This window comes from Klebsiella sp. 10-1 (assembly GCF_009758445.1).
GTDB lineage: Bacteria > Pseudomonadota > Gammaproteobacteria > Enterobacterales > Enterobacteriaceae > Klebsiella > Klebsiella scottii.
The window spans coordinates 298,432-320,890 of the sequence record NZ_WQRE01000006.1; the positions used below are offsets into that span (position 1 = coordinate 298,432).

General features: G+C 57.1%; 14 protein-coding genes. 5 read left to right on the forward strand and 9 right to left on the reverse strand.

What is annotated here, in order from left to right; genetic code table 11:
- Positions 1 to 170: 170 nt before the first annotated feature.
- From GO007_RS21380 to nifH, 5 genes are read right to left on the reverse strand one after another with little or no spacing between them, the layout of a single operon-like run.
- The gene (locus GO007_RS21380) at positions 171 to 833 is read right to left on the reverse strand and encodes a NifB/NifX family molybdenum-iron cluster-binding protein (protein WP_095103489.1); all 663 of its coding nucleotides are present in this window, start codon (positions 831 to 833) and stop codon (positions 171 to 173) included.
- A gap of 10 nt (positions 834 to 843) precedes the next feature.
- Positions 844 to 1,062 carry a putative nitrogen fixation protein NifT gene (gene nifT, locus GO007_RS21385; protein ID WP_095103491.1) on the reverse strand — a complete coding sequence of 73 codons (219 nt, stop codon included), beginning with the start codon at positions 1,060 to 1,062 and terminating at the stop codon, positions 844 to 846.
- Between the two features lie 38 nt (positions 1,063 to 1,100).
- On the reverse strand, positions 1,101 to 2,663 hold the full coding sequence (gene nifK, locus GO007_RS21390; RefSeq protein ID WP_095103492.1) for a nitrogenase molybdenum-iron protein subunit beta: 1,563 nt from the start codon (positions 2,661 to 2,663) through the stop codon (positions 1,101 to 1,103).
- Between the two features lie 55 nt (positions 2,664 to 2,718).
- The gene (nifD, locus tag GO007_RS21395; protein ID WP_095103493.1) at positions 2,719 to 4,167 is read right to left on the reverse strand and encodes a nitrogenase molybdenum-iron protein alpha chain; all 1,449 of its coding nucleotides are present in this window, start codon (positions 4,165 to 4,167) and stop codon (positions 2,719 to 2,721) included.
- 16 nt (positions 4,168 to 4,183) lie between these two features.
- Positions 4,184 to 5,065, reverse strand: a complete 882-nt coding sequence (nifH, locus tag GO007_RS21400) for a nitrogenase iron protein (protein ID WP_095103495.1) — start codon at positions 5,063 to 5,065, stop codon at positions 4,184 to 4,186.
- Between the two features lie 403 nt (positions 5,066 to 5,468).
- Here nifH and nifJ point away from each other — a divergent pair, with 403 nt between their 5' ends.
- Positions 5,469 to 8,984, forward strand: coding sequence for a pyruvate:ferredoxin (flavodoxin) oxidoreductase (nifJ, locus tag GO007_RS21405; RefSeq protein ID WP_095103496.1), 3,516 nt, complete (start codon positions 5,469 to 5,471; stop codon positions 8,982 to 8,984).
- Between the two features lie 100 nt (positions 8,985 to 9,084).
- Positions 9,085 to 9,708, forward strand: coding sequence for a riboflavin synthase subunit alpha (locus GO007_RS21410; RefSeq protein ID WP_095103497.1), 624 nt, complete (start codon positions 9,085 to 9,087; stop codon positions 9,706 to 9,708).
- A gap of 242 nt (positions 9,709 to 9,950) precedes the next feature.
- On the opposite strand, the gene GO007_RS21415 is transcribed toward GO007_RS21410, so the two are convergent.
- From GO007_RS21415 to GO007_RS21430, 4 genes are all read right to left on the reverse strand, one after another.
- Complete coding sequence (locus GO007_RS21415) at positions 9,951 to 11,612, reverse strand: ABC transporter ATP-binding protein/permease (RefSeq protein WP_095103498.1); 1,662 nt, start codon at positions 11,610 to 11,612, stop codon at positions 9,951 to 9,953.
- Between the two features lie 73 nt (positions 11,613 to 11,685).
- Positions 11,686 to 14,148, reverse strand: a complete 2,463-nt coding sequence (locus GO007_RS21420; protein WP_095103500.1) for a TonB-dependent siderophore receptor — start codon at positions 14,146 to 14,148, stop codon at positions 11,686 to 11,688.
- Between the two features lie 93 nt (positions 14,149 to 14,241).
- Positions 14,242 to 15,222 carry a FecR domain-containing protein gene (locus GO007_RS21425; protein ID WP_095103501.1) on the reverse strand — a complete coding sequence of 327 codons (981 nt, stop codon included), beginning with the start codon at positions 15,220 to 15,222 and terminating at the stop codon, positions 14,242 to 14,244.
- On the reverse strand, positions 15,212 to 15,769 hold the full coding sequence (locus GO007_RS21430; protein WP_189339905.1) for a sigma-70 family RNA polymerase sigma factor: 558 nt from the start codon (positions 15,767 to 15,769) through the stop codon (positions 15,212 to 15,214). The genes GO007_RS21425 and GO007_RS21430 overlap by 11 nt, the downstream gene beginning before the upstream one ends.
- A gap of 929 nt (positions 15,770 to 16,698) precedes the next feature.
- Between GO007_RS21430 and GO007_RS21435 the strand changes: the two genes are divergently transcribed.
- From GO007_RS21435 to GO007_RS21445, 3 genes are read left to right on the forward strand one after another with little or no spacing between them, the layout of a single operon-like run.
- Entirely contained in the window at positions 16,699 to 18,150 is a 1,452-nt protein-coding gene (locus GO007_RS21435) for a circularly permuted type 2 ATP-grasp protein (RefSeq protein WP_095103588.1), read from the forward strand.
- A complete protein-coding gene (locus tag GO007_RS21440; protein ID WP_223261808.1) occupies positions 18,150 to 19,100 on the forward strand; it encodes an alpha-E domain-containing protein in 951 nt (316 codons plus the stop codon). Before GO007_RS21435 ends, GO007_RS21440 begins: the two co-directional genes overlap by 1 nt.
- Positions 19,097 to 22,441 carry a transglutaminase family protein gene (locus GO007_RS21445; RefSeq protein WP_095103503.1) on the forward strand — a complete coding sequence of 1,115 codons (3,345 nt, stop codon included), beginning with the start codon at positions 19,097 to 19,099 and terminating at the stop codon, positions 22,439 to 22,441. Before GO007_RS21440 ends, GO007_RS21445 begins: the two co-directional genes overlap by 4 nt.
- Positions 22,442 to 22,459: the final 18 nt, after the last annotated feature.

The following is a 22,459-nucleotide window of genomic DNA, read 5'->3' on the forward strand; positions in this document are numbered from 1 at the left end:
GATGATGATGGAAATGCAATTCGCGCTCCACCCAGGGGCTATTGATTTTTAAAGGGAAAGCCTTGTCAGCTTTGCGACAAAGCCAACAATCGGACGGGAATATTGTGGGTTGTGGTCGGGGAAGAAAAAAGCCCGCGGGGTCAGCGGGCAACGGGCAAACAGCAGGGGGGCTAAAAGACGCGTTCCTGCAGCGGATTATCCCTGTTAAGCCGCTTCGCCAGCCACGGCGGCAAACGCCCGGCCAGCAGCGCGTTGATGGCCTCGCACTGGGCCTGAATCGCGGTGCCGGGCTGCGCTTTCATCGGATGGATCTGGTGGCGAATCAGTCGGGCGGCGGCGGGTCCGCCGATCTCCTGGCAGAACAGCAGCTGGCAATCATCAAGCAGCCGGGCGCGCGCTTCGCTGGCCTCCTGCTGGCCCGGCTCTGACGGATAGCGGCGCAGATCGTACAGCCAGCCGCCTTGCTCATCGAAGGCATAGATAAAAAACAGGCGTCCCTGGCCGAAATGGCCGTTAATGAGCAGGCCGTCCTGGGAGCAAAATGCGGCCAGCAGCTGCGGCGTCCGCTGATCGGGACGGGCAATGCGCAGATGAACGGGCAGCGCGCCCCGCAGGCTGGCCATCACCCGCGACCAGCGGGCCGGGGACATAACGGCCGTCGTTGACGGAAAGGCGGTGGCGAGCTGCGGCTGCGTTAAGGTGGCCAACCCCTCCGGGGTCAGGGTTTCGCCGCTTTCCTGCGCCAGCCAGTCTAGTATTTGCGCCGGCGGCAGATCCGGCAGCGTCTGGAATAGCGCCAGCAGGCGCCAGAAAAGGGTATCGTTGTCGGACATCTCCAGCTCCTTATATCAGCGTACTGCGGGTTGCCCGCAGGCTTATCGGGAAGGCGGGCCGCTCAGGCTGCGGGTTGACGTAGTAGCGCCCGCCGCCCTCCAGCGAAATCGCGCCACCCCAGCGGTCAACGTCGTTATGCTCAATCTGTATCACCCGTGCTTCCAGATCCTGTTTGGCGATATAGGCATACAGATCCGCGCCGCGCTCACGAAAAATCACGATAGGCATAGCCCCTCCAGGCCCCGCTTTCGCGGGGCGGCAAATGGTTAACGGACGAGGTCGAAGCTGTAATCGGTTTTGCCTAACTGGCCGGTGTCGTTATCCAGTTTCTCCAGCACGGCGTTCACCAGCGTCGTGACGATGTTCATGGCGCCTTCATAACCCCAGGTGGTCTGACGGTGCAGGTGGTGACGGTCGAACAGCGGAAAGCCGAGACGGATGAGCGGTACCTCAAAAGCTTTGCCCTTCGCCAGGGTATCGCGCTGGATAAATTTGCCGTAGGAGTTGCCTATCATAAAGTCCGGCTGGCGGGTGAACATCAGCGAACGGAAGTGCCACAAGTCGCAGTTGATGAACACTTCGCTGTCGCGACCGTAGGGCGAGGCCTCCAGCATTTTCTTCATCGCCTTCAGCCAGCGCTTGTTGGCGTTATGGCTCAGGATCACCGTCGGCTCGCAGCCGAGCTCCAGCAGGAAGCGGGTCAGCCCCATCACAAAGTCCGGGTCGCCGTACAGGCCAAATTTCTTGCCATGCAGCCAGGTGTGGGAGTCGAGCATCATGTCGACCAGCCGTCCGCGCTCAAGGGTGAGGGCGTCGGCAATCGGCCTGCCGCTGAGCTGGCTGACGGTCATCAGCAGCTCGTCGGTGGCGGCCAACCCCAGCGGGATCGCCACCTCGGTCGACGGCTGATTCCACATATCCTGCACCACTTTTTTACTTTTCAGCAGCTGCCACGGCTGCAGGAGCAGCGTATCGATGGCATCCGGGGCCTCCTTCATCTCCTGCTGGGTGGTGCCGCCCGCATACATCCGATAATGGCCGTCGGCGGGGGTATCAAGGACCTCCGACGGATCGGAGAGCAGGCTGCACGGCACCGCCATCTGCGCCATCATCCGCTTCAGCACGCGGAAGTTGCCGAGATAGGTCTCAAAGCCGGTGACCAGGTTGAGCTTTTGCAGTTTGCCCGGCTGCCCTTGATAGTCGGCGGTAAAGGTTTTGGCGAACCCTTCGAACATATTGTCCCAGCCGGTGACGTGGCTGCCGATAAAGCTTGGCGTATGGGCGTGCGGCACGGCAATGCTGCTATCGACAAAACCGTCTTTTTTGGCGTTGGCGATAAACGCCTGCAGATCGTCGCCGATAACCTCCGCCATGCAGGTGGTGGAGACCGCGATGATCTCCGGTTTGTACAGCGCGCTGGCGTTCCGCAGCCCGAGGTTCATATTGTTGTTGCCGCCGAAGACCGCCGCGTCTTCGGTCATCGAATCGGAAACGCAGGCGATCGGCTCTTTGAAATGGCGGTTAAAATAGGTACGAAAATAGGCCACGCATCCCTGGGAGCCGTGAACATAGGGCAGGGTGTTGGCAAACCCTAGCGAACATAGCACCGCGCCCAGCGGCTGGCAGGCTTTTGCCGGGTCAACGGTTAGCGCCTCGCGCTGAAAGTTCAGCGCTTCATACTCGGCGGTGGTGGTCCAGGCGAATACCTCCTGCACGCGCCGGGCGTCGTGGGCCTCTTCCAGCGTCCGCTTATTGCGGAACAGCTCCTGGTATTCATCCTGTTCAAATAGCGGATAACAGCTATTAATTTTGTCAATCGTTTGGCTCATGGTGTTCTCCTCCCGCGCCACAAATCGGTGAACAGACGGGACAATAAATGGGCAATCACGCAGACTTCAGCCACGGGGCGATCAGTTCGTTCCACGCCGGGTTGTTTAAGGTCATATCCATATCGCGGGCAAAAATGGCGAAACCATCGTAGCCGTGGTACGGGCCGGAGTAGTCCCACGAGTGCATCTGGCGGAACGGAACCCCCATTTTCTGGAAGATGTACTTTTCCTTGATCCCGGAGCCGATAAGGTCAGGCTTCAGCGCTTTGACAAACGCCTCCAGCTCATAGCTGCTGGCGTCATCGAACAGCAGGGTGCCTTCTTTCAGATCCGGCAGGGTGCGGTCGTAGTCATCGTTATGGGCAAACTCATAGCCGGCGGCGACGATCTCCATGCCGAGATCTTCATAGGCGCCGATAACGTGCCGTGGCCGCAGGCCGCCCATATAGAGCAGCACCTTGCGCCCCTCCAGCCGCGGGCGGTATTTGGCGATAATCGCCGCCGTTTGCCCCTGATATTTGGCGATCACCGCCTCGGCGTTGGCGCGAATGGCGTCGTCAAACTGGTCGGCAATTTTGCGCAGCGATTCGGCGATTTTGGTCGGACCGAAGAAGTTGTACTCCATCCACGGGATCTGATGCTTTTCTTCCATGTGCCGGGCGATGTAGTTCATCGAACGGTAGCAGTGGACCAGATTCAGCTTCACGAAAGGGGTGTTCTCCATCTCCACCAGGGTGCCGTCGCCGGACCACTGGGCGACCACCCGCAGCCCCATCTCTTCGAGCAGGATGCGCGAGGCCCAGGCATCGCCGCCGATGTTGTAATCGCCGATGATCGCCACATCGTAAGGGGTGGATACAAACGGCTGCCCCTCACGGTTATTGAGCACCCAGTCGCGAACCACGTCGTTGGCGATATGGTGCCCCAGCGACTGCGACACGCCGCGAAATCCTTCGCAACGCACCGGGATCACCGGTTTATCCAGCGCCTTGCTGCTGGCGTTGGCGACGGCGCTGATATCATCGCCGATGAGCCCGACCGGACACTCCGACTGGATGGTGATGCCCTTGGTGAGCGGGAACAATAGCTCCATCTCTTCAATCAGTTTGCTGAGCTTTTTATCACCGCCGAAGACGATGTCGCGCTCCTGAAAATCGGAGGTGAAGTTCAGGGTGCCGAAGCTGTCGACGCCGCTGACGCCGGTGAAGTAGTTGCGGCGCCCGGCGCGCGAGTACTGGCCGCAGCCGACCGGCCCGTGGGAGATATGGGCCATATCCTTAATCGGCCCGAATACCACTCCTTTGGAGCCGGCGTAGGCGCAGCCGCGCACGGTCATCACGCCGGGCTGCGATTTACGGTTCGAGATGATGCACTTGCCGACGCTCTCCATTTGCGGATCGCTGACCATCATGTGCTTTCTGCGCTCTTTACGCGCAGTTTCGGGAAAGACTTCCAGGACCTCCTGGATTAGCGCGAGATTACGCTCGCCTGTGGCGTTGGTCATGATGATTGTCCTGTGTTCAGGCCGCGTTTTCTTCGGCGGCGGTTTTACCGATGATGCTGGTGTCTTCTTCTTCCATGATGCCGAATTCCATCAGCAGCGATTCCAGCTCATCCATGGTGCAGGGCGTCGGTACCACCTTCATGGTGTTGTTGACGATCTTGGTTGCCAGAGTGCGGTACTCATTGGCCTGCTGGCAGTTCGGGTCGTACTCGATGACCGTCATCCGGCGGATTTCCGCGCGCTGGACGATGTTGTCGCGCGGCACGAAATGGATCATCTGGGTGCCGAGCTTCTCCGCCAGCGCCACGATCAGCTCATCTTCACGGTCGGTTTGACGCGAGTTACAAATCAGCCCGCCGAGACGCACCTTGCCGGATTTCGCGTATTTAACGATCCCCTTGGAGATATTGTTGGCGGCGTACATCGCCATCATCTCCCCGGAGCAGACGATATAGATCTCCTGGGCCTTATTTTCACGGATTGGCATCGCGAAGCCGCCGCAGACCACATCCCCGAGTACGTCATAGAACACGAAATCGAGATCGTCCTCGTAGGCGCCTTCCTCTTCGAGAAAGTTGATTGCGGTGATCACCCCGCGCCCCGCGCAGCCGACGCCCGGCTCCGGGCCGCCTGATTCGGCGCAGCGCACGTCGCCATAGCCGATTTGCAGGACATCTTCGAGCTCAAGGTCCTCCACCGAGCCCACTTCCGCGGCCATCTCCATAATGGTGTTCTGTGCTTTGGCGTGCAGGATCAGGCGGGTGGAGTCCGCCTTCGGATCGCAGCCGACGATCATCACTTTCTTACCCATCTCGGCCAGCGCGGCGACGAGGTTCTGCGTGGTGGTGGATTTGCCGATACCGCCTTTACCGTAGATAGCGCATTGACGCATGGTCATGGTGACTTCTCCTGTTGTTGAGTGTTTGCCACCAGAGAAGTGCAGGGAACATACCAGCCGGGCCATATCATTTAACTTGATGATAAATATGTAATTAAATTTCAACGACCGGTGCGTCCGTAAAACAAAACGGCACAATCAGGCCACCAAATGTGGGAAACAGAACAATTCTGCTCGCCAGGCCAGGAGCGACGCTTTGTCGGCAGTTCAACAGCTTGTCGCGGTCTGTGTCTTATTCCACGCAATCTCCTGGCGTCATGAGGCGCCCGCCGCTGCATAACCAGCTGAATTCACTCGAACTATTTAGCTACGCGAGAGCTGGCATGGGCTGTGCTTGAGGCACAGACAGGGTTTGCCGCCAGCCGATGCGGCGAAGATGCCTCTCACCTTCGAGGAATGAACAATGTCCGGAAAAATGAAAACAATGGATGGCAACGCCGCGGCGGCCTGGATCTCCTATGCCTTTACCGATGTCGCGGCTATCTATCCCATCACGCCTTCCACGCCGATGGCGGAAAACGTCGATGAATGGGCGGCGCAGGGGAAAAAGAATCTGTTTGGTCAGCCGGTACGCTTGATGGAGATGCAGTCAGAAGCCGGTGCGGCAGGCGCGGTACACGGCGCCCTGCAGGCCGGGGCGCTCACCACCACCTATACCGCGTCGCAGGGGCTGCTGCTGATGATCCCCAACCTCTACAAAATTGCCGGTGAACTGCTGCCGGGAGTCTTTCACGTCAGCGCCCGGGCGCTGGCGACAAACTCGCTGAATATTTTTGGCGATCATCAGGACGTGATGGCGGTGCGTCAGACCGGCTGCGCGATGCTGGTGGAGAACAACGTGCAGCAGGTGATGGACCTCTCCGCCGTGGCGCATCTGGCGGCGATAAAGGGCCGTATTCCGTTTATTAATTTCTTCGACGGCTTTCGCACCTCGCACGAAATTCAAAAAATTGAGGTGCTGGAGTATGAGCAGCTGGCAACGCTGCTGGACCGGCCCGCGCTGGACAGCTTTCGCCGTAACGCGCTGCATCCGGATCACCCGGTCATTCGCGGCACCGCGCAAAACCCGGATATCTACTTTCAGGAGCGGGAAGCGGGCAACCGCTTTTACCAGGCTCTCCCCGATCTTGTCGAAGGCTATATGGCGCAAATCAGCGCCATCACCGGACGTGAGTACCACCTGTTTAACTATACCGGCGCGGCGGATGCCGAACGGGCGATCGTCGCGATGGGGTCGGTATGCGACACCATCCAGGAGGTAGTGGAGACGCTGAATGCGGCGGGAGAGAAGGTCGGTTTGCTCAGCGTCCATCTGTTCCGCCCCTTTTCGCTGGCGCACTTCTTTGCCCGGTTGCCGAAAACCGTCCGGCGCATTGCCGTACTCGATCGCACTAAGGAGCCCGGGGCCCAGGCCGAGCCGCTGTGTCTGGACATTAAAAACGCCTTCTATCATCACGACGATCCGCCGCTGATTGTCGGCGGTCGCTACGCCCTGGGCGGGAAGGACGTTCTGCCCAACGATATCGCTGCCGTTTTTGACAATCTCAACAAGCCGCTGCCGATGGATGGATTTACGCTGGGGATTATCGATGATGTCACCTTTACCTCATTACCGCCGCGCCCGCAGACGCTGGAGGTTTCTCACGCGGGCATCACCGCCTGTAAATTCTGGGGGATGGGCTCGGACGGCACGGTAGGGGCCAATAAAAGCGCGATTAAGATTATCGGCGACAGGACCGATCTCTACGCGCAGGCCTATTTTTCCTACGACTCGAAAAAATCCGGCGGCATTACCGTTTCGCACCTGCGCTTCGGCGACCGGCCCATTACCTCGCCATACCTGATCCACCGGGCGGATTTTATCTCCTGTTCGCAGCAGTCCTATGTTGAACGCTATGAGCTGCTGGATGGGCTAAAGCCGGGAGGAACCTTTTTGCTCAACTGCAGCTGGTCCGATGCCGAACTTGAGCAGCACCTGCCCGCCGGCTTTAAGCGCTATCTGGCGCGGGAAAATATCCGCTTTTACACCCTCAACGCCGTTGATATTGCCCGCGAGCTGGGGCTTGGCGGGCGGTTTAATATGCTGATGCAGGCGGCGTTCTTTAAGCTGGCGGCGATTATCGATCCGCAGACCGCCGCGAACTATCTCAAACAGGCGGTCGAAAAAAGCTACGGCAGCAAAGGGGCCAGCGTCATTGAGATGAACCAGCGGGCGATTGACCTGGGCATGACGTCGCTGCATCAGGTGACGGTACCGCCCCATTGGGCGACGCAGGAGGAAGCCTCGCCGCAGCCTTCGCCCCTGATGCCGGATTTCATCCGCGATATCCTGCAGCCGATGAACCGCCAGCGCGGCGACCAGCTGCCGGTGAGCGCCTTTGTCGGGATGGAAGACGGTACCTTTCCTCCGGGAACCGCCGCGTGGGAGAAGCGCGGCATTGCGCTGGAAGTGCCGGTCTGGCATCCCGACGGCTGTACGCAGTGTAATCAGTGCGCGTTCATCTGCCCGCATGCGGCGATCCGCCCGGCGCTGCTGAGCCGGGACGAGCAGGATGCTGCTCCGGCCGCGCTGTTGAGCAAACCCGCGCAGGGGGCGAAGGAGTACCACTATCATCTGGCGATCTCGCCGCTGGACTGCTCCGGCTGCGGTAACTGCGTCGATAACTGTCCTTCACGCGGCAAGGCGCTGAAAATGCAGTCTCTCGATAGCCAGCGCCAGATGGCGCCGGTCTGGGACTACGCGCTGGCGCTGGCCCCGAAAAGCAATCCGTTTCGTAAAACGACGGTCAAAGGCAGCCAGTTTGAGACGCCGCTGCTGGAGTTTTCCGGCGCCTGCGCGGGCTGCGGAGAGACGCCCTATGCGCGTCTGATAACCCAGCTTTTTGGCGACCGGATGCTGATTGCCAACGCCACCGGCTGCTCCTCTATATGGGGCGCCAGCGCGCCATCAATCCCTTATACCACCAACCATCGCGGTCATGGCCCGGCGTGGGCGAACTCGCTGTTTGAAGATAATGCTGAATTTGGCCTCGGCATGATGCTGGGCGGGCAGGCGATCCGCAAACAGATCGCCGATGACATAGCCTCCGCGCTGGCGCTGCCGATAAACGAGGAGCTAAAAGAGGTGATGGGCCAGTGGTTGGCGCAGCAGGATGAGGGGGAGGGAACCCGCGATCGCGCGGACCGCTTAAGCGAACGACTGGCGCTGGAAAAAGAGGGCTCACCGCTGCTGGAGCAGCTCTGGCAGAACCGGGACTATTTTACCCGGCGCTCGCAGTGGATATTCGGCGGCGACGGCTGGGCATACGACATTGGTTTCGGCGGCCTCGATCACGTGCTGGCCAGCGGCGAGGACGTCAATATCCTGGTGTTTGATACCGAGGTCTATTCCAACACCGGCGGGCAGTCGTCGAAATCGACCCCGACGGCGGCCATCGCCAAATTTGCCGCTCAGGGCAAACGCACCGGTAAGAAAGACCTCGGGATGATGGCGATGAGCTACGGCAACGTTTATGTCGCGCAGATTGCAATGGGGGCCGATAAAGATCAGACCCTGCGGGCGATTGCGGAAGCCGAGGCCTGGCCTGGACCCTCGCTGGTGATTGCCTATGCCGCCTGCATTAACCACGGGCTGAAAGCCGGCATGAGCTGCAGCCAGCGGGAGGCGAAACGCGCGGTGGAGGCGGGATACTGGCATCTGTGGCGCTATCATCCGCAGCGCAAGGCGGAAGGCCGGACGCCGTTTGTTCTTGATTCCGAAGAGCCTGAAGAGAGCTTCCGCGACTTCCTGCTCGGCGAGGTGCGCTATGCCTCCCTGCACAAAAGCTCGCCACAGCTCGCGGACGCGCTTTTCGAAAGGACGGAGGAGGACGCCCGGGACAGGTTCAGGAAGTATCAGTCGCTGGCCGGCGACCAGTAACGCTTATTTTGCCAAGCCGCAGAGCAGGGCGGAAAGGAGAAAATGCAGAGGGATTTGCCCAATAATGACTTCACGTAGCGAATGTTGACAGGGGAACGATATGTTTACCGGTATTGTCCAGGGGATGGCGAAAGTGCTGTCCATTGAAGAAAAGAGCCATTTTCGCACCCACGCAATAGAGTTGCCCGCAGAGATGCTGGCGGGGCTCGAAGCCGGGAGTTCGGTGGCGAATAATGGCTGCTGTTTGACGGTCACGCGCATTGACGGGGCGCGGGTAAGCTTTGATTTAATGGACGAAACCCTGCGCGTCACCAACCTCGGGGCGATTAGGGCGGGTGATAGCGTCAACGTTGAGCGCGCCGCTAAATTCAATGATGAAATAGGCGGACACCTGATGTCTGGTCATATTATGACGACCGCCGAAGTGGTGCAAATCGTGGCGTCTGAGCATAACCGTCAGATGTGGTTTAAGCTGCAAAACCCGGCGGCCATGAAATATATTCTCTACAAAGGCTATATCGGCGTGGATGGGATCAGCCTGACCGTCGGTGAAGTTATGCCGCTGCGCTTTTGCGTCCATTTGATCCCGGAGACGCTGCAACGCACCACGCTTGGTGCGAAAAAGGTGGGGGACCAGGTGAATATTGAAATTGATCCGCAGACTCAGGCGACCATCGATACCGTGGAGCGCGTGCTGGCCGCCGTCGCCGAAGCGGGGCGGTAAACAGCCCCGTATGACGCCGCTAGCCCGTAATCCCCGATCGTGAAACCGGTGACGTTGTCACCTGCGCTACCGGCAGCTTCAAGGCCAGGTACCTGTTGGCGAGTTACATTCCAGCTTTAGCTTAGGTAACCCGGCCTCTTAGAATCTATTGACCGCACGGCATAACGCCAGGGAGGAGAGGCGCGCCGTGCTTTTTTTCGCCCAATGCTAAATCGCGAAGGAATATCGCGAAGGAATAATTTTTAACCATATTCTTCAATAAGATATTGCATATTCAGTGAATCTATAACCGCTCGTTGGTGGCTGACGACCATGATGATGCTGTGCGGGAGTTCGCTGCGGATCGCTCTTATCAGCTCGATGGCCGTCATATCGTCCAGGTGACTGGTTGATTCATCAAGGCAGATAAGATCCGGCTGATTCAACAGGATGCGGGCAAACGAAAGACGCTGCTGCTCGCCGCCGGAAAGGATACCGCTCCATGACTGGCGCTCATTCAGCTGCTGGCACAAATGCTGCAGCCCAACCCTCTTCAGACAGCTCTCCAGTCGTTCATTGCTGACTTTGGCTAAGCCAGGATACGTCAACGCGTGGGTCAGGAGATCGTCAGGCAGATACGGTTTTTGCGGGACGAACAGGCTTTTCCCTGTCGGGTGGTGATAGACCCCGCTACTGTAAGGCCACAGCCCGGAGAGTACCCTTAAGAAGGTGGTTTTCCCGCAGCCGCTGGCGCCGGTAATAGCAATAGCCTCGCCGTGCTGTAAGTCGAGATTTATGGGGTTAAACAGGGGCGCGCCATGAGCGTGGCGGGCGACCAGATTACGGCAGCGTAATTTTCCGGGCTGACGGAGATATTTCGCTTTCGCCGGCAGCGCGATTAGGCCTTGCTCAAACTGCCATAGCCTCTCTACCGTCGCTGACCAGGCCACTATCTGGCGGTAGGAGTCGATAAACCAGCCGAAGGCGTCAAGGACGTAGCCGAAAGCGGCGCGCGCCTGCATGACGCCGCCAAGCGAGATCTTTTTGGCGATGTACAGCGGCAGGACTGCAAAAATCGGGATCATCAGGCTCAGGCGGAAATAGGAAGTGGTGAACGTATCTAAGCGAAACTCGCGGGACATCAACAGCTGCCAGTTCCGCGCAATCGCCGAAAAATGACGGTGCACGCGGCGCAGTTCGGCACGCTCGCCGCCATAGAAGGCAATCTGTTCGGTATTTTCGCGGATACGCAGCAGGCTGGCGCGGTAGTCAGCCTCGGTTTTTTGCCGATCCATATTCAGCTGATGCAGCGGGCGGCCGATCCGGTGGGCCAGCAGGCTGCTAATGACCGCATATCCCAGCGCCACCCACACCAGATAGCCATGCAGCGTGACGTCGTGGCCAGCGACGGTAAGGCTGAGCGTGCCTGAGAGCTGCCACAGAATAAAAATGAACGATAAAAGTCCCGTGATGTTTTTTAGCAGCGATAAAAATAACCCAAGGCTCTGCTCAACCAGCAGGCGGATATCCTCGGCAATACGCTGATCGGGATTATCGGGTTCCGCATGGAGGCTCAGATGATAATGGTTGTGTCGTCGCAGCCACAGGTAGTGAAATCTCATGGTCATCTTCTGGCGCCAGCGGATGATCAATAATTTTTTCAGCCAGTTCGTACTGATAATAAACGACACAAACAGGGCGGTATATCCGGCGTAGGAGAGCGCCAGCAGGCCGATCGACGCATGCTGAAAATAGTCGGTGAGGGCATCGTAAAATTCCCGGCTCCAGTCGTTGTACTGCACGCTGACCCATACCACGCCTAACGTGAGGGCGATCAGCGTCAGCAATAAAAGCCATGAAAACCATTCGCGAGGGTGCAGCCAACAGGGGGCTATCAGCTGATAAAACCGTTTCAAACTTTGCATAAAGAAGGTCGCACAGAGTGTGTAAAAAGCGTGACAGCCGCCCTCGCGGACGGCCGTCCATTATCCTTTGCGCTTAATAAGCCCATTTCACGTTGAACATGAAGTTACGCGGATCGCCGTAGAAGTTGTTGCCCCCGCGGTGACGGTTGGAAACGCCGAGATAGTATTCTTTATCCGTCAGGTTGTTGCCGTTCAGGCTCAGGCTTATATGTTTACTGTACTGATAACCGATATTGGCGTTGAAAAGCGTGTATCCGCCCTGCGACACGTTGTAGTTGGTGGTGGTATCCGTCTGCGCCGTCAGCCCTGCGCCGACGGACCATTTATCCCATTCTCCCGGCAGGCGATAGCTGTTATACAAACGGAAAAGGTGCTGCGGCGTGTGTTTGCTGAAGTTGGTGCCTTTCTGCGTGGCGGCGGCTTCGAGATATTTGCTGTTATTAAGCGTGTACCCGGCGTAGACCTGCCAGCCCTGCGCAAGCTGCCCGGATATCTCCATTTCAATGCCCTGGCTCTGCACCTTGCCGTCAGCGACGTAGCAGTCATCGCAGTCCACCCCGCTCATGGCGTTATTGGCCTGAATAATGCGGAACAGGGCGACGGAGGCGTTCAGCCCGCCGTTAAAGAATTCCCCTTTGACGCCGGTTTCGTAGTTGCTGCCGGTGACCGGCGGCAGGAAGTTGCCGCTGGCATCCAGCGAGCTTTGCGGTTTGTAGATTTCGGCGTAGCTCAGATACCAGGTGTAGTCTTTGGCAAAATCCCACAGCAGGCCGCCGTAGGGGATGATTTTACCTTTCACCTTGTAATTGCTGTGCGCGGTCATCGCCCCGGTAGTGAGATTGGTGAAATAGGAGTCGTAGGTAAAGCTGCTGTAACGGCTTCCGAGGATCAGCTTCCAGTCGTCGGTCAGGCTCAGCCGCGTCGTGGCGTACAGGCCGCGCTGATAGACGTTGTACTGATAGCGCCGCGTGTAATCCCAGTCGGGTTCGGAGAGGCTTTCGGGGTCCCAGCTATAGATATTCACCTCGCTGGTATTGCTCAGCGAACCAAATAAATTATTGAAGTTCTCTTTCTGATAATCACCGCCGAACACCAGCTGGTGATCGCGATTCAGCAGCTGGAACGGCCCGCTCAGGTTGAGGTTAACGCCGTACTGGCTGCTGCGGTTGTGTCGTTGCAGGTAGTTGTTGAGTTTCGCGCTGCCTGAATCATCCACGCCTTGAGTGCCGTTGCCGTAAACGCCGATGAATTTTCCCTGCGCGCTGGCGGCCGTGTAGTTCAGCGAGCCTTTGGCGACCCATTCGTTATCAAAATAGTGTTCGAGCTCGGCGTAGGCGTTAGTTTTCTCGAAGGTGATGTTATTCCAGCTGGTGCCGAGAAAGCTCGAGCGGGGCAGACCCAGGCTGGAGTAGCTGGTGGACATCGGCACGCCGTAAAGATTGGGCACCGTATCGGTTTTTTGCCAGGAAATACCGGTGGTCAGCGTGGTCTGCGACGTCAAATCATAGGCCAGGGTACCGAAGAGTACCTGACGATCGCTGTGCACGTAATCGGTAAAGCTGTCTCTCTTTTGCAGTACGCCAACCGCGCGGCCGCGCAGCGAGGCATCGTCATTCAGCGGCCCGGAGATATCCATTTCGCTGCGGTAGTTATCCCAGCTGCCGGCGCTGGCGCTGATGGAAGAGCGAAAATCGTAAGTCGGCCGCTTGCGCACCATATTCACCGAGCCCCCCGGTTCGCCGCTGCCCTGAGTCAGACCTGACGCGCCGCGCAGGACTTCCAGATGATCGTAAATAGCCAGATCCGGCGATTCGGTGGACGCTTCGGCATACCCCATTCCGGCGAGGCTGTTCTGAAACGAGGAGCTGATACCGTCTTCCTGAAGGTTATCCATCGTGAAACCGCGCGACTGGTAACGGGTCTGATAGGAGCTTTCGTTGATGACGTTCACCCCTGTGACCTGGCGCATAGCGTCGTCCAGCGAGGTCATATTCTGATCGTTCATCCGCTGGCGGGTAACCACGCTGACCGACTGCGGCGTTTCCCGCGGAGAGAGATTCAGGCGAGTCGCCGCCGACATGCTGCGGGTGGTGTAAGAGCCGGTATCTTCAGTCATCGAGCCGTAGTTAATGTCACCGACCACCACCATTTCGTCCCCTTCAGGGATCTTTTTCAGGGTGTAGCTGCCGTTGGGCTGACGTTCTGCCAGCAGCCCCTGATCGGTCAACAGCCGGGAAAAGCCTTCGCTAAGGCTGTAGGTGCCGTTGAGCGCCGGAGAGGATTTCCCGGCAGTCAGCTGCGCATCGCTCGCCAGATAAATACCCGACTGCGCGGCAAACTGATTCAGCTGAGTCGCCAGCGGCGCGGCCGGGATCGCATAAACGTGCTTATCCGTCGCCGTTTCGGCGGCCTGAGCAGCCGGCGCGATGGCGGCGGCAAACGTCAGTACCGGTGCGCAGAACATCATGCGCAGGAGGGCGGCCGTCGGCGTACGACGGAAAATCCGCGGCTGGCTGGTGCGTGGTGATGATGACATAGATTCCCCTGATAATTCCCAAAAGTAAAAGTGCTGCATAGGGTTAATCGGATGAGGGCCCGTAAAGGGGAACCGATGAGGCGAATTTATTTGTTATTTATCGCGCGGGGCGACCGTCAGCCACCATGAGAAGCGGCGGTTGAGCTGCACAGGCAGCGCGTTGGTGAGCATATCCAGCGCCATATCGGTATCGTGCAGCGGGAACGTACCGGTAACGGTCAGCGCTGACACGGCCGGATCGCATCCCAGATAGCCGCGGCGATATGCCGACAGCCGTTCGATAAACTCACCGAGGGGAAGATTATCGGCCTGTAGCAACCCGAGCGGCCAGGCAGGCTCCGCATTGCGCAACGGCGAAACCGGGCCAAAGGCATCCCGCCGGAAGGTCATCGCCTGACCGGCCTGCACGATCGGTGCGTCGCTGATAGCCGCCGGGGAGACTTCCACCGCCCCCTGATACACCTGCAACACGGTGGTATCGCCGAGCGCCTGCACGCTGAAACGCGTGCCGAGGGCGCGCATTTTGCCCTGCGCGGTGACGATGGTCAGCGGGCGGCGCGGATCGGCGGCGGTTTCGATCATCACCCGGCCGTTCAGCAGCTGCAGCGCGCGCTGCGTCGGGGAGTAATCGACGTTCAGCGCGCTGTCGGTGTCAAGCCAGATCCGCGAGCCATCAGCCAGCGTGAACGACGTTATTTCGCCGTGGGGGCTGTGATAATCGGCGTGCCATGCCAGTACCTGATTGCGCAGCGGCGTATGACGCCAGCTGCCCCAGGCGAGCAGGGTGCCGACGGAAATCCAGGCCGCCATTTTCAGCACCTGGCGCCGCCCGGCGCTGTGCGTTCGCTGGGTCAGCGCGGTGAGCGCCGCCGCTTGTCGCTCACCGTTTTCCCGCAGCGGCGAAAAGCGCTGGCTGATGTTCAACACGTACTGCCACGCCAGCTGATTCTCCTGACTCTCGTCAAGCCAGCGTTGCAGTGCGGCGGGATATGTCTGCGGCGACGAGATGTCCTGGACTTCGGCGTACCAGTTTGCCGCCTGCTGCAACGCGGCGAAGCCGGGCTTATTGCTCATCGTATCTGCCCGCGGCGGGGGGTAATGCATCGAGATACTCGATTTCAAGGCTCAGGCAGTGGAGCATGGCCTGAGCCATATACTTCTTCACCATGCGCTCGGAGACGGCGAGTTCGGCGGCGATGTTCGCGTAAGTCAGGCCACCGATCTGCGACATCAAAAACGCCGCGCGGACTTTCTCCGGCAGCGCCTGCAGCATGGCATCCACCTGAAACAGGGTTTCCAGGACGATCGCGCAGTGTTCCGCTGAAACCGCGGTGGACAGCGGCTGCGCCGCTAATGTTTCCAGCCAGACGCGCTCAATTTCTTTTCTGCGCCACAGGTCGATACACATGCCATGAGCCATCGAACCGAGGTAGGCGCGCGCGCCGGCAAGAGTGTCAAAGCTTCGCGGTTTTATCAGCAACCGCAGGAATACGTCTTGCGCGAGGTCGGCGGCATCGCTGGCATTCCCAAGGCGTCGTCTGAGCAACTTTTGAAGCCAGTTATTATGCTCGGAGAACAGCAGCACCATATTTTCAGCTGAACTAAAACCAGGAGATGACATGTCGCTCTAACCGCCAGAGGAGGGTAAGTTAAGAAATATTTAGACATAAAAATTTACATGAGAATGATTTTCATTTCAACATTAGATACTAAAAAATTACCATCAGCGCATTACGCATAAAAGGGTTGTCCCCCGGAAAAGGGCCTGCTTCCGGGTAAACGCTCTCTCCGGCAATGGTCCGGTAAATTCTGCAACGGTAAAGAAAGCAGTCATCTCCGCAATTAAATATAGTGAAATTCATCCGGCAGCGGATAATTTAATGGGATGAAAACATTCCCCACCCACGCGCGAAAAAAAATAACAGGCGGATTGACGGTAAAGCTGTTAATAAATTAGTCAGGTAGTGAACGGCTTGCACCGAAAGTAACCTGCGGTATGGTGCAAGGTTAATCTCAGGCTACGTCAGATAAAAGAAAGGCAATGTCTCATTTTGGTGCTTTCCGGTATCGGTGATGCATCATGATGATCCGTGACCCATTGCGGGGGGCGCTCATTCATTCGGATATCTTATTGATAGTTAATGAATAAATTAATGGCATGCTTTGTGCTTATATCTACACACCAGCGTAAAAATCGAAAGGTATACACAGGTAAACTCAGGAACCAGCGACGATAATCTGCAGCTTGCATTATATCAGTACCGATACGACAGGCCGGCAAAGAATTTTCAATGCGGTCATTATTTAACTCGCAACCGATTTAATGTTCACGTTGACGATGATTTTCAAGGGGGCGTCCGGTACATAATATAATCCGCATTGATAAACCCAAAGTTCATGCAGAGATAACGGCATTTATTATGCTGGAATTGATTTGTGCTGCAAAAATAATACCTCCTTTGTTTTGCGAAACGAAAGGCAAGAGGCTTAGTTCTGTGAAAGTAAAGCATATACTGCCCCGATCGGCGGTTTGATAAGGATACAATGCTGATGCATAAACTCATAAAAAACTACGAAGCCGACATTTATTTCGACGAGCTAATTGACCACGAGGGCAACCCCCGCCTTTCCGCACAGCGCCTGATTCAATGCCTTGATTCTCTCCCGCCGGACGAACTGGAAAAACGTCGCCTGACCGCAGAGGCGACGGTACAGGAAATGGGAATTAGTTTTACGGTATATACCGACAAAGGAAATATCGACAGGACCTGGCCATTCGATATTATTCCTCGCACCATCGATGCCAAAGACTGGGCGATAGCGGAGACCGGCCTGAAGCAGCGACTTACCGCCCTGAACCGTTTTATCGAAGACCTGTATCATGAGCAACGCTGCATCAAAGATGGCATAATTCCTGAATATATTATTAAGGAATCAAAAAATTTCCGCCCTGAGTGTATAGGTATGTCGCCTCCCTATGGCGTATGGGCTCATATCTGCGGCACCGATTTAGTGCGTGATGAAACGGGGCAGTTCTACGTACTGGAAGATAATCTCCGGGTACCATCCGGCGTCTCCTATATGCTGGAAAACCGCGCGATTACCAAGCGTGTTCTGCCTGAATTGTTTGAAAGTGACGATATCAAGCCGATTGACGCCTATCCTGCACAACTCCTGGAAACCCTGACAGCCCTGTCGCCCCGGCAGGTTGCGCGCCCGGAAATCGTGGTGCTGACGCCGGGGATCTATAATTCCGCCTATTTCGAACACGCTTTCCTTGCCCAGCAGATGGGGGTGGAGCTTGTGGAAGGCGCCGATCTGTTTGTCGGCAGCGACGACTGCGTTTATACCAAAACGATCTACGGCCCGGAACGGGTGGACGTCATTTACCGGCGTATTGACGATCTATTTCTCGATCCGGAAGTCTTTCATCCTGAATCCGTTCTCGGGGTTCCCGGCCTGATGCGGGCGTGGAAAGCCGGAAACGTCGCGCTGGCCAATGCGCCAGGGGCAGGGGTTGCGGATGATAAAGTCGTCTATGCGTACGTTCCGGCGCTGATTCGCTACTATCTGGACGAAGAGCCGATTCTGCCTAACGTCAAAACCTACCTCTGTCAGAATGATGACGAGCGCGATTATGTCCTCCAAAATCTGGACAAGCTGGTGGTGAAACCGGCCAACGAATCTGGCGGTTACGGCATGCTGGTGGGGCCGCATTCGACCAAAAAAGAGCAGCAGCTGTTTGCCGAACTGATACAGGCTAATCCACGTAATTATATCGCTCAACCGACGCTGAAACTGTCCACCGCGCCGGCACTCATCGCTAAAGATTCTCTGGAGCCACGGCACCTTGATTTGCGCCCTTTTATTTTACAGAGCAAAGAGACGTACGTGACGACCGGAGGGTTAACGCGGGTTGCGATGAAAAAGGGCTCATTAGTGGTTAATTCATCGCAGGGCGGCGGGAGTAAGGATACCTGGATCGTGGAGAGCAAGAGATAATGAACATGCTATCAAGAGTTGCCGCGCGTCTTTACTGGAGCGCGCGTTATCTGGAGCGAGTGGAAAATATCGCGCGGTTAGTCAGCGTGTACGACGATCTGCTATACGATCTGCCACGGGATATTGCCGTTTCCTGGTATAACCTGATTGAAATTAACAGCGGGGTGGAGCTGTTTAGCCAGCGCTATAAAATTAAAGACGAACGCAATGTTCTGAAGTTTTTGCTGGCTGACGATACCAATCCCGATTCTTTACTTTCGTCATTAAAAATGGTCCGTGAAAATATCCGTACCAGCCGTGATGTTGTGCCGGGAGAGATGTGGGAACTGATTAATGAACTGGATTTATACGCGAGACAAAACATCCGCCTGGGTATTAACCGCTCTGAGCGGCATACGTATATTAATACCGTCATTGAAGGGTGCCAAAAAATTAGCGGCCTGCTTACCGGTTCTATGAGCCGCGATGCCGGCTGGCATTTTCTGAACATGGGGCGCTATCTGGAGCGCGCTGATATGAATACGCGCATTCTTGACGCGGCTAATTCGCTGATGATGCAGGCTCGCGAGGAGGAGAGCGTCAAGCTTGGGCAGGTAGTGTGGTCTAAAGTGCTGAAGTCGCAAAGCGCCTATCTAAGCTTTCGCCGGGTTATGCGCTGCTCGATTAAAGGCTCCCTGGCGGTCACTCTGCTGCTCACAGATGCTCATTTCCCCCGTTCGCAGCGCTATTGCCTGGAACAGATCAAGCTCGCCGCCGCTGAGCTGCCGCGGGCGGCGGTCGTTTCGGCGCACATCGATAGTCTGTTGCTTGCTACCCGAGGCGTCGATAATTCTCACGATCTGAATCAGGAATTTAGCCACTATTTAAATGAAATCCAGCTCAGCCTGATTGCGCTACATCATTTGATTACCGATAACTGGTTTCATTTCCTGCAAGGAGATGCTGCATGACTATCCGGGTTGCGATACAGCATAAAACTATCTATGAGTTCGATCGTGTTATTAACGTGGCGCCACATATTTTACGACTGCGGCCGGCCCCTCATTCACGCACGCATATTCATGGCTACTCCCTGAAAGTGACGCCGGAAAGTCACTTTATTAACTGGCAGCAGGACCCTTTCGGCAACTATCAGGCGCGGCTGGTTTTCCCTGAAAAAATGAACCGGCTGGAGTTTGAGGTGGAGGTGATTGCGGATATGACCGTGATCAACCCGTTTGACTTCTTTATTGAAGAGTATGCCGAGAATTTTCCATTTGTTTACGATGCCTTACTGCACGAAGAGCTTACGCCCTATCTGAAGACGTCTGAGCAGAGTCCTGAGCTGGAAGAGTGGCTGGCAACCGTTGAACGCAAAGAAAAGATGCCCATCGTGCCTTTTCTGGTGCAGTTAAATAGCCGCCTGGCGAACGAAATTGACTACGGCATTCGCCTGGAGCCCGGCGTACAGAGTTGTCAGGAAACGCTGACGTTGAAAAAAGGCTCCTGCAGGGACACCTCCTGGCTGCTGGTACAGATACTCCGGAATTTGGGCCTCGCGGCTCGCTTTGCCTCGGGTTATCTGGTGCAGCTGGCCGCCGATGTAAAAGCGATCGACGGTCCGTCTGGCCCGGAGCAGGATTTCACCGATCTGCACGCCTGGTGTGAAGTCTATCTGCCCGGTGCCGGGTGGGTGGGGCTCGACCCGACGAGTGGTTTGTTCGCGGGGGAAGGGCATATTCCTTTAGCCTGCACGGCCGACCCGCTCTCTGCCGCGCCGATTACTGGCGGAACCGACCCGTGCGAATGCGAGTTCAGCTACTCGAATATTGTTACGCGAATTCATGAAGACCCGCGGGTCACGCGCCCTTACAGCGAAGAAGAGTGGCTTAATATCAACGCCCTGGGACGCGCCGTTGATGCCGACCTGCAATCTGGCGATGTGCGCCTGACGATGGGGGGCGAGCCGACATTTGTCTCTACCACCGATATGGATTCCGCGCAGTGGAATACAGAGGCGCTGGGTAAGGATAAGCTACGGCTGGCCAAAGACCTGTTACTACGGCTAAAAGCGCAGTTCGGTCACAATGGTTTACTGCATTATGGTCAGGGTAAGTGGTATCCGGGCGAGGAAGTACCGCGCTGGGCGCTGGGCTGCTTCTGGCGCACCGATGGCGAAGCCCTGTGGCGCGATCCGTCGCTGTTTGCCCGTATCGATCGGGATTATGGCCATAGCGTCGAAGATGCCGAACGCTTTGGACAGGCGCTCTGTCGGCAATTAGGCGTTGCGCCAACCTACCTGCAGCCGGCTTATGAAGATTCACTCTACTATCTGTGGCTGGAGCGCTCGCTGCCGGAAGAGGTTGATCCGAGAACGGCGAATCTGACCGATGACCTTGAACGGCGGAGGCTGGCCAGTTTACTCAGCCGCGGTATGGAAAACGCAGCGGGCTATATCCTGCCTGTCGAATTTGATGGCATACGGTGGCAAAGTAGCCGCTGGTCAATGCGCGCCGGGCTTATTACGCTGATCCCCGGCGATAGCGCGATGGGTTATCGTCTGCCGCTGAATGCGCTGCCTCCGCTAGCCGAAGATGAGATAGCCGCCGAACGCGATCCTTTTGAACCGCGTGAACCGCTGCCTGTCTTTACTCCGGATAAATATACGCCAACGACTATCGCCCGGCAGGCGGTGCAACAACAACAGCCGGCACGAAATCGGCGCAAAAGTGTGATCCGCACCGCCCTGTGTCTTGAGCCGCGCGATGGCAAGCTACATCTGTTCCTGCCGCCGGTAACCCACCTGGAGCATTATGTTGCGCTGATTCATGCCGTCGAGGCGGCGGCCGGCGAGCTGCAATTGCCCGTGGTGATTGAAGGCTATGAACCGCCAAAAGATCATCGCTTGCAGAAGCTGCTGTTGACCCCGGACCCGGGCGTGATTGAGGTCAATATTCACCCGGCCAGCCGCTGGGATGAGTTGGTCCATAATATTGAAACCCTCTATGAACAGGCGCACCAGGCGCGGCTGGGGGCAGAGAAGTTTATGATCGATGGGCGGCATACCGGAACCGGGGGAGGCAACCACGTTACCCTGGGCGGCATCACACCTGCTGACAGTCCTCTACTGCGGCGTCCCGATCTCCTGCGTAGCCTGGTGACATACTGGCAGCACCATCCGGGGCTTTCCTACTTATTCTCAGGAATGTTTATTGGCCCAACCAGTCAGGCTCCGCGCCCGGATGAAGGTCGGGATGAAGCCCTTTATGAAATGGAGATTGCCTTCCAGAACATGCCGGAAGGGCTGGTTGATACCCCGTGGCTGGTGGACAGGCTGATGCGCAACCTGCTGGTGGATATCACCGGCAATACCCATCGCTCCGAATTTTGTATCGACAAACTCTACGCGGCGGGCAGCAGCAGCGGGCGTCTGGGGCTGCTGGAGTTTCGCGGCTTCGAAATGTCTCCTCACGCGCGCATGTCGCTGGTGCAGCTGCTGCTGCTCCGTTGTCTGGTGGCGCGTTTCTGGAAAACACCCTATCACAAGCCGCTGGTCCGCTGGGGGACACAGCTGCACGATAAATTTATGCTGCCGCATTTCGTCTGGCAGGACGTTAAAGAAGTGGTGGATGACCTGCAACAACATGGCTACCCGTTCAAGCTGGCCTGGCTGCTGCCGTTCGAGGAGTTTCGCTTCCCGCACTATGGCCGTCAGCAAATTGATGATATTGAGCTGGAGCTTCGCTGGGCGATCGAACCGTGGCATGTACTGGGCGAGGAAGTCACTCAGTCCGGGACCTCTCGCTATGTTGATTCCTCCGTCGAGCGCATGCAGGTGCGCCTGTCCGGTTTGACTGAAGGACGCTATGTGCTGGCGTGCAACGGCCGCCGCGTACCGCTGCGAGCGACCGGCAAAAAAGGGGAGATGGTAGGGGCGGTGCGCTATCGAGCCTGGGCGCCGCCATCGGCGCTGCATCCGACTCTTGGGGTGAATACCCCCCTGGTGTTTGACCTGATTGATACCTGGAACGGTCTTTCCATTGGCGGCTGCAGCTATCGCGTCAGCCACCCTGGCGGACGTCACTATGAGACGCTACCGGTCAACAGTAATGAAGCTGAGGCGAGGCGCGTCAATCGATTCTGGGATCATGGCTTCACCCAAGGCGTCCTGACCCCTCCACCGGCATTTAGCGCGTTAAGGACATTCTATGAGCATGAGCAGGTTCCACGCCCTATGGCTCCGCCGGAAGAAGAGCCCGGCGACGAATACCCGCATACTTTGGATCTTCGCAGGAAGTATACTAGGATTTAGCTTTGAGCCGGGTAATCA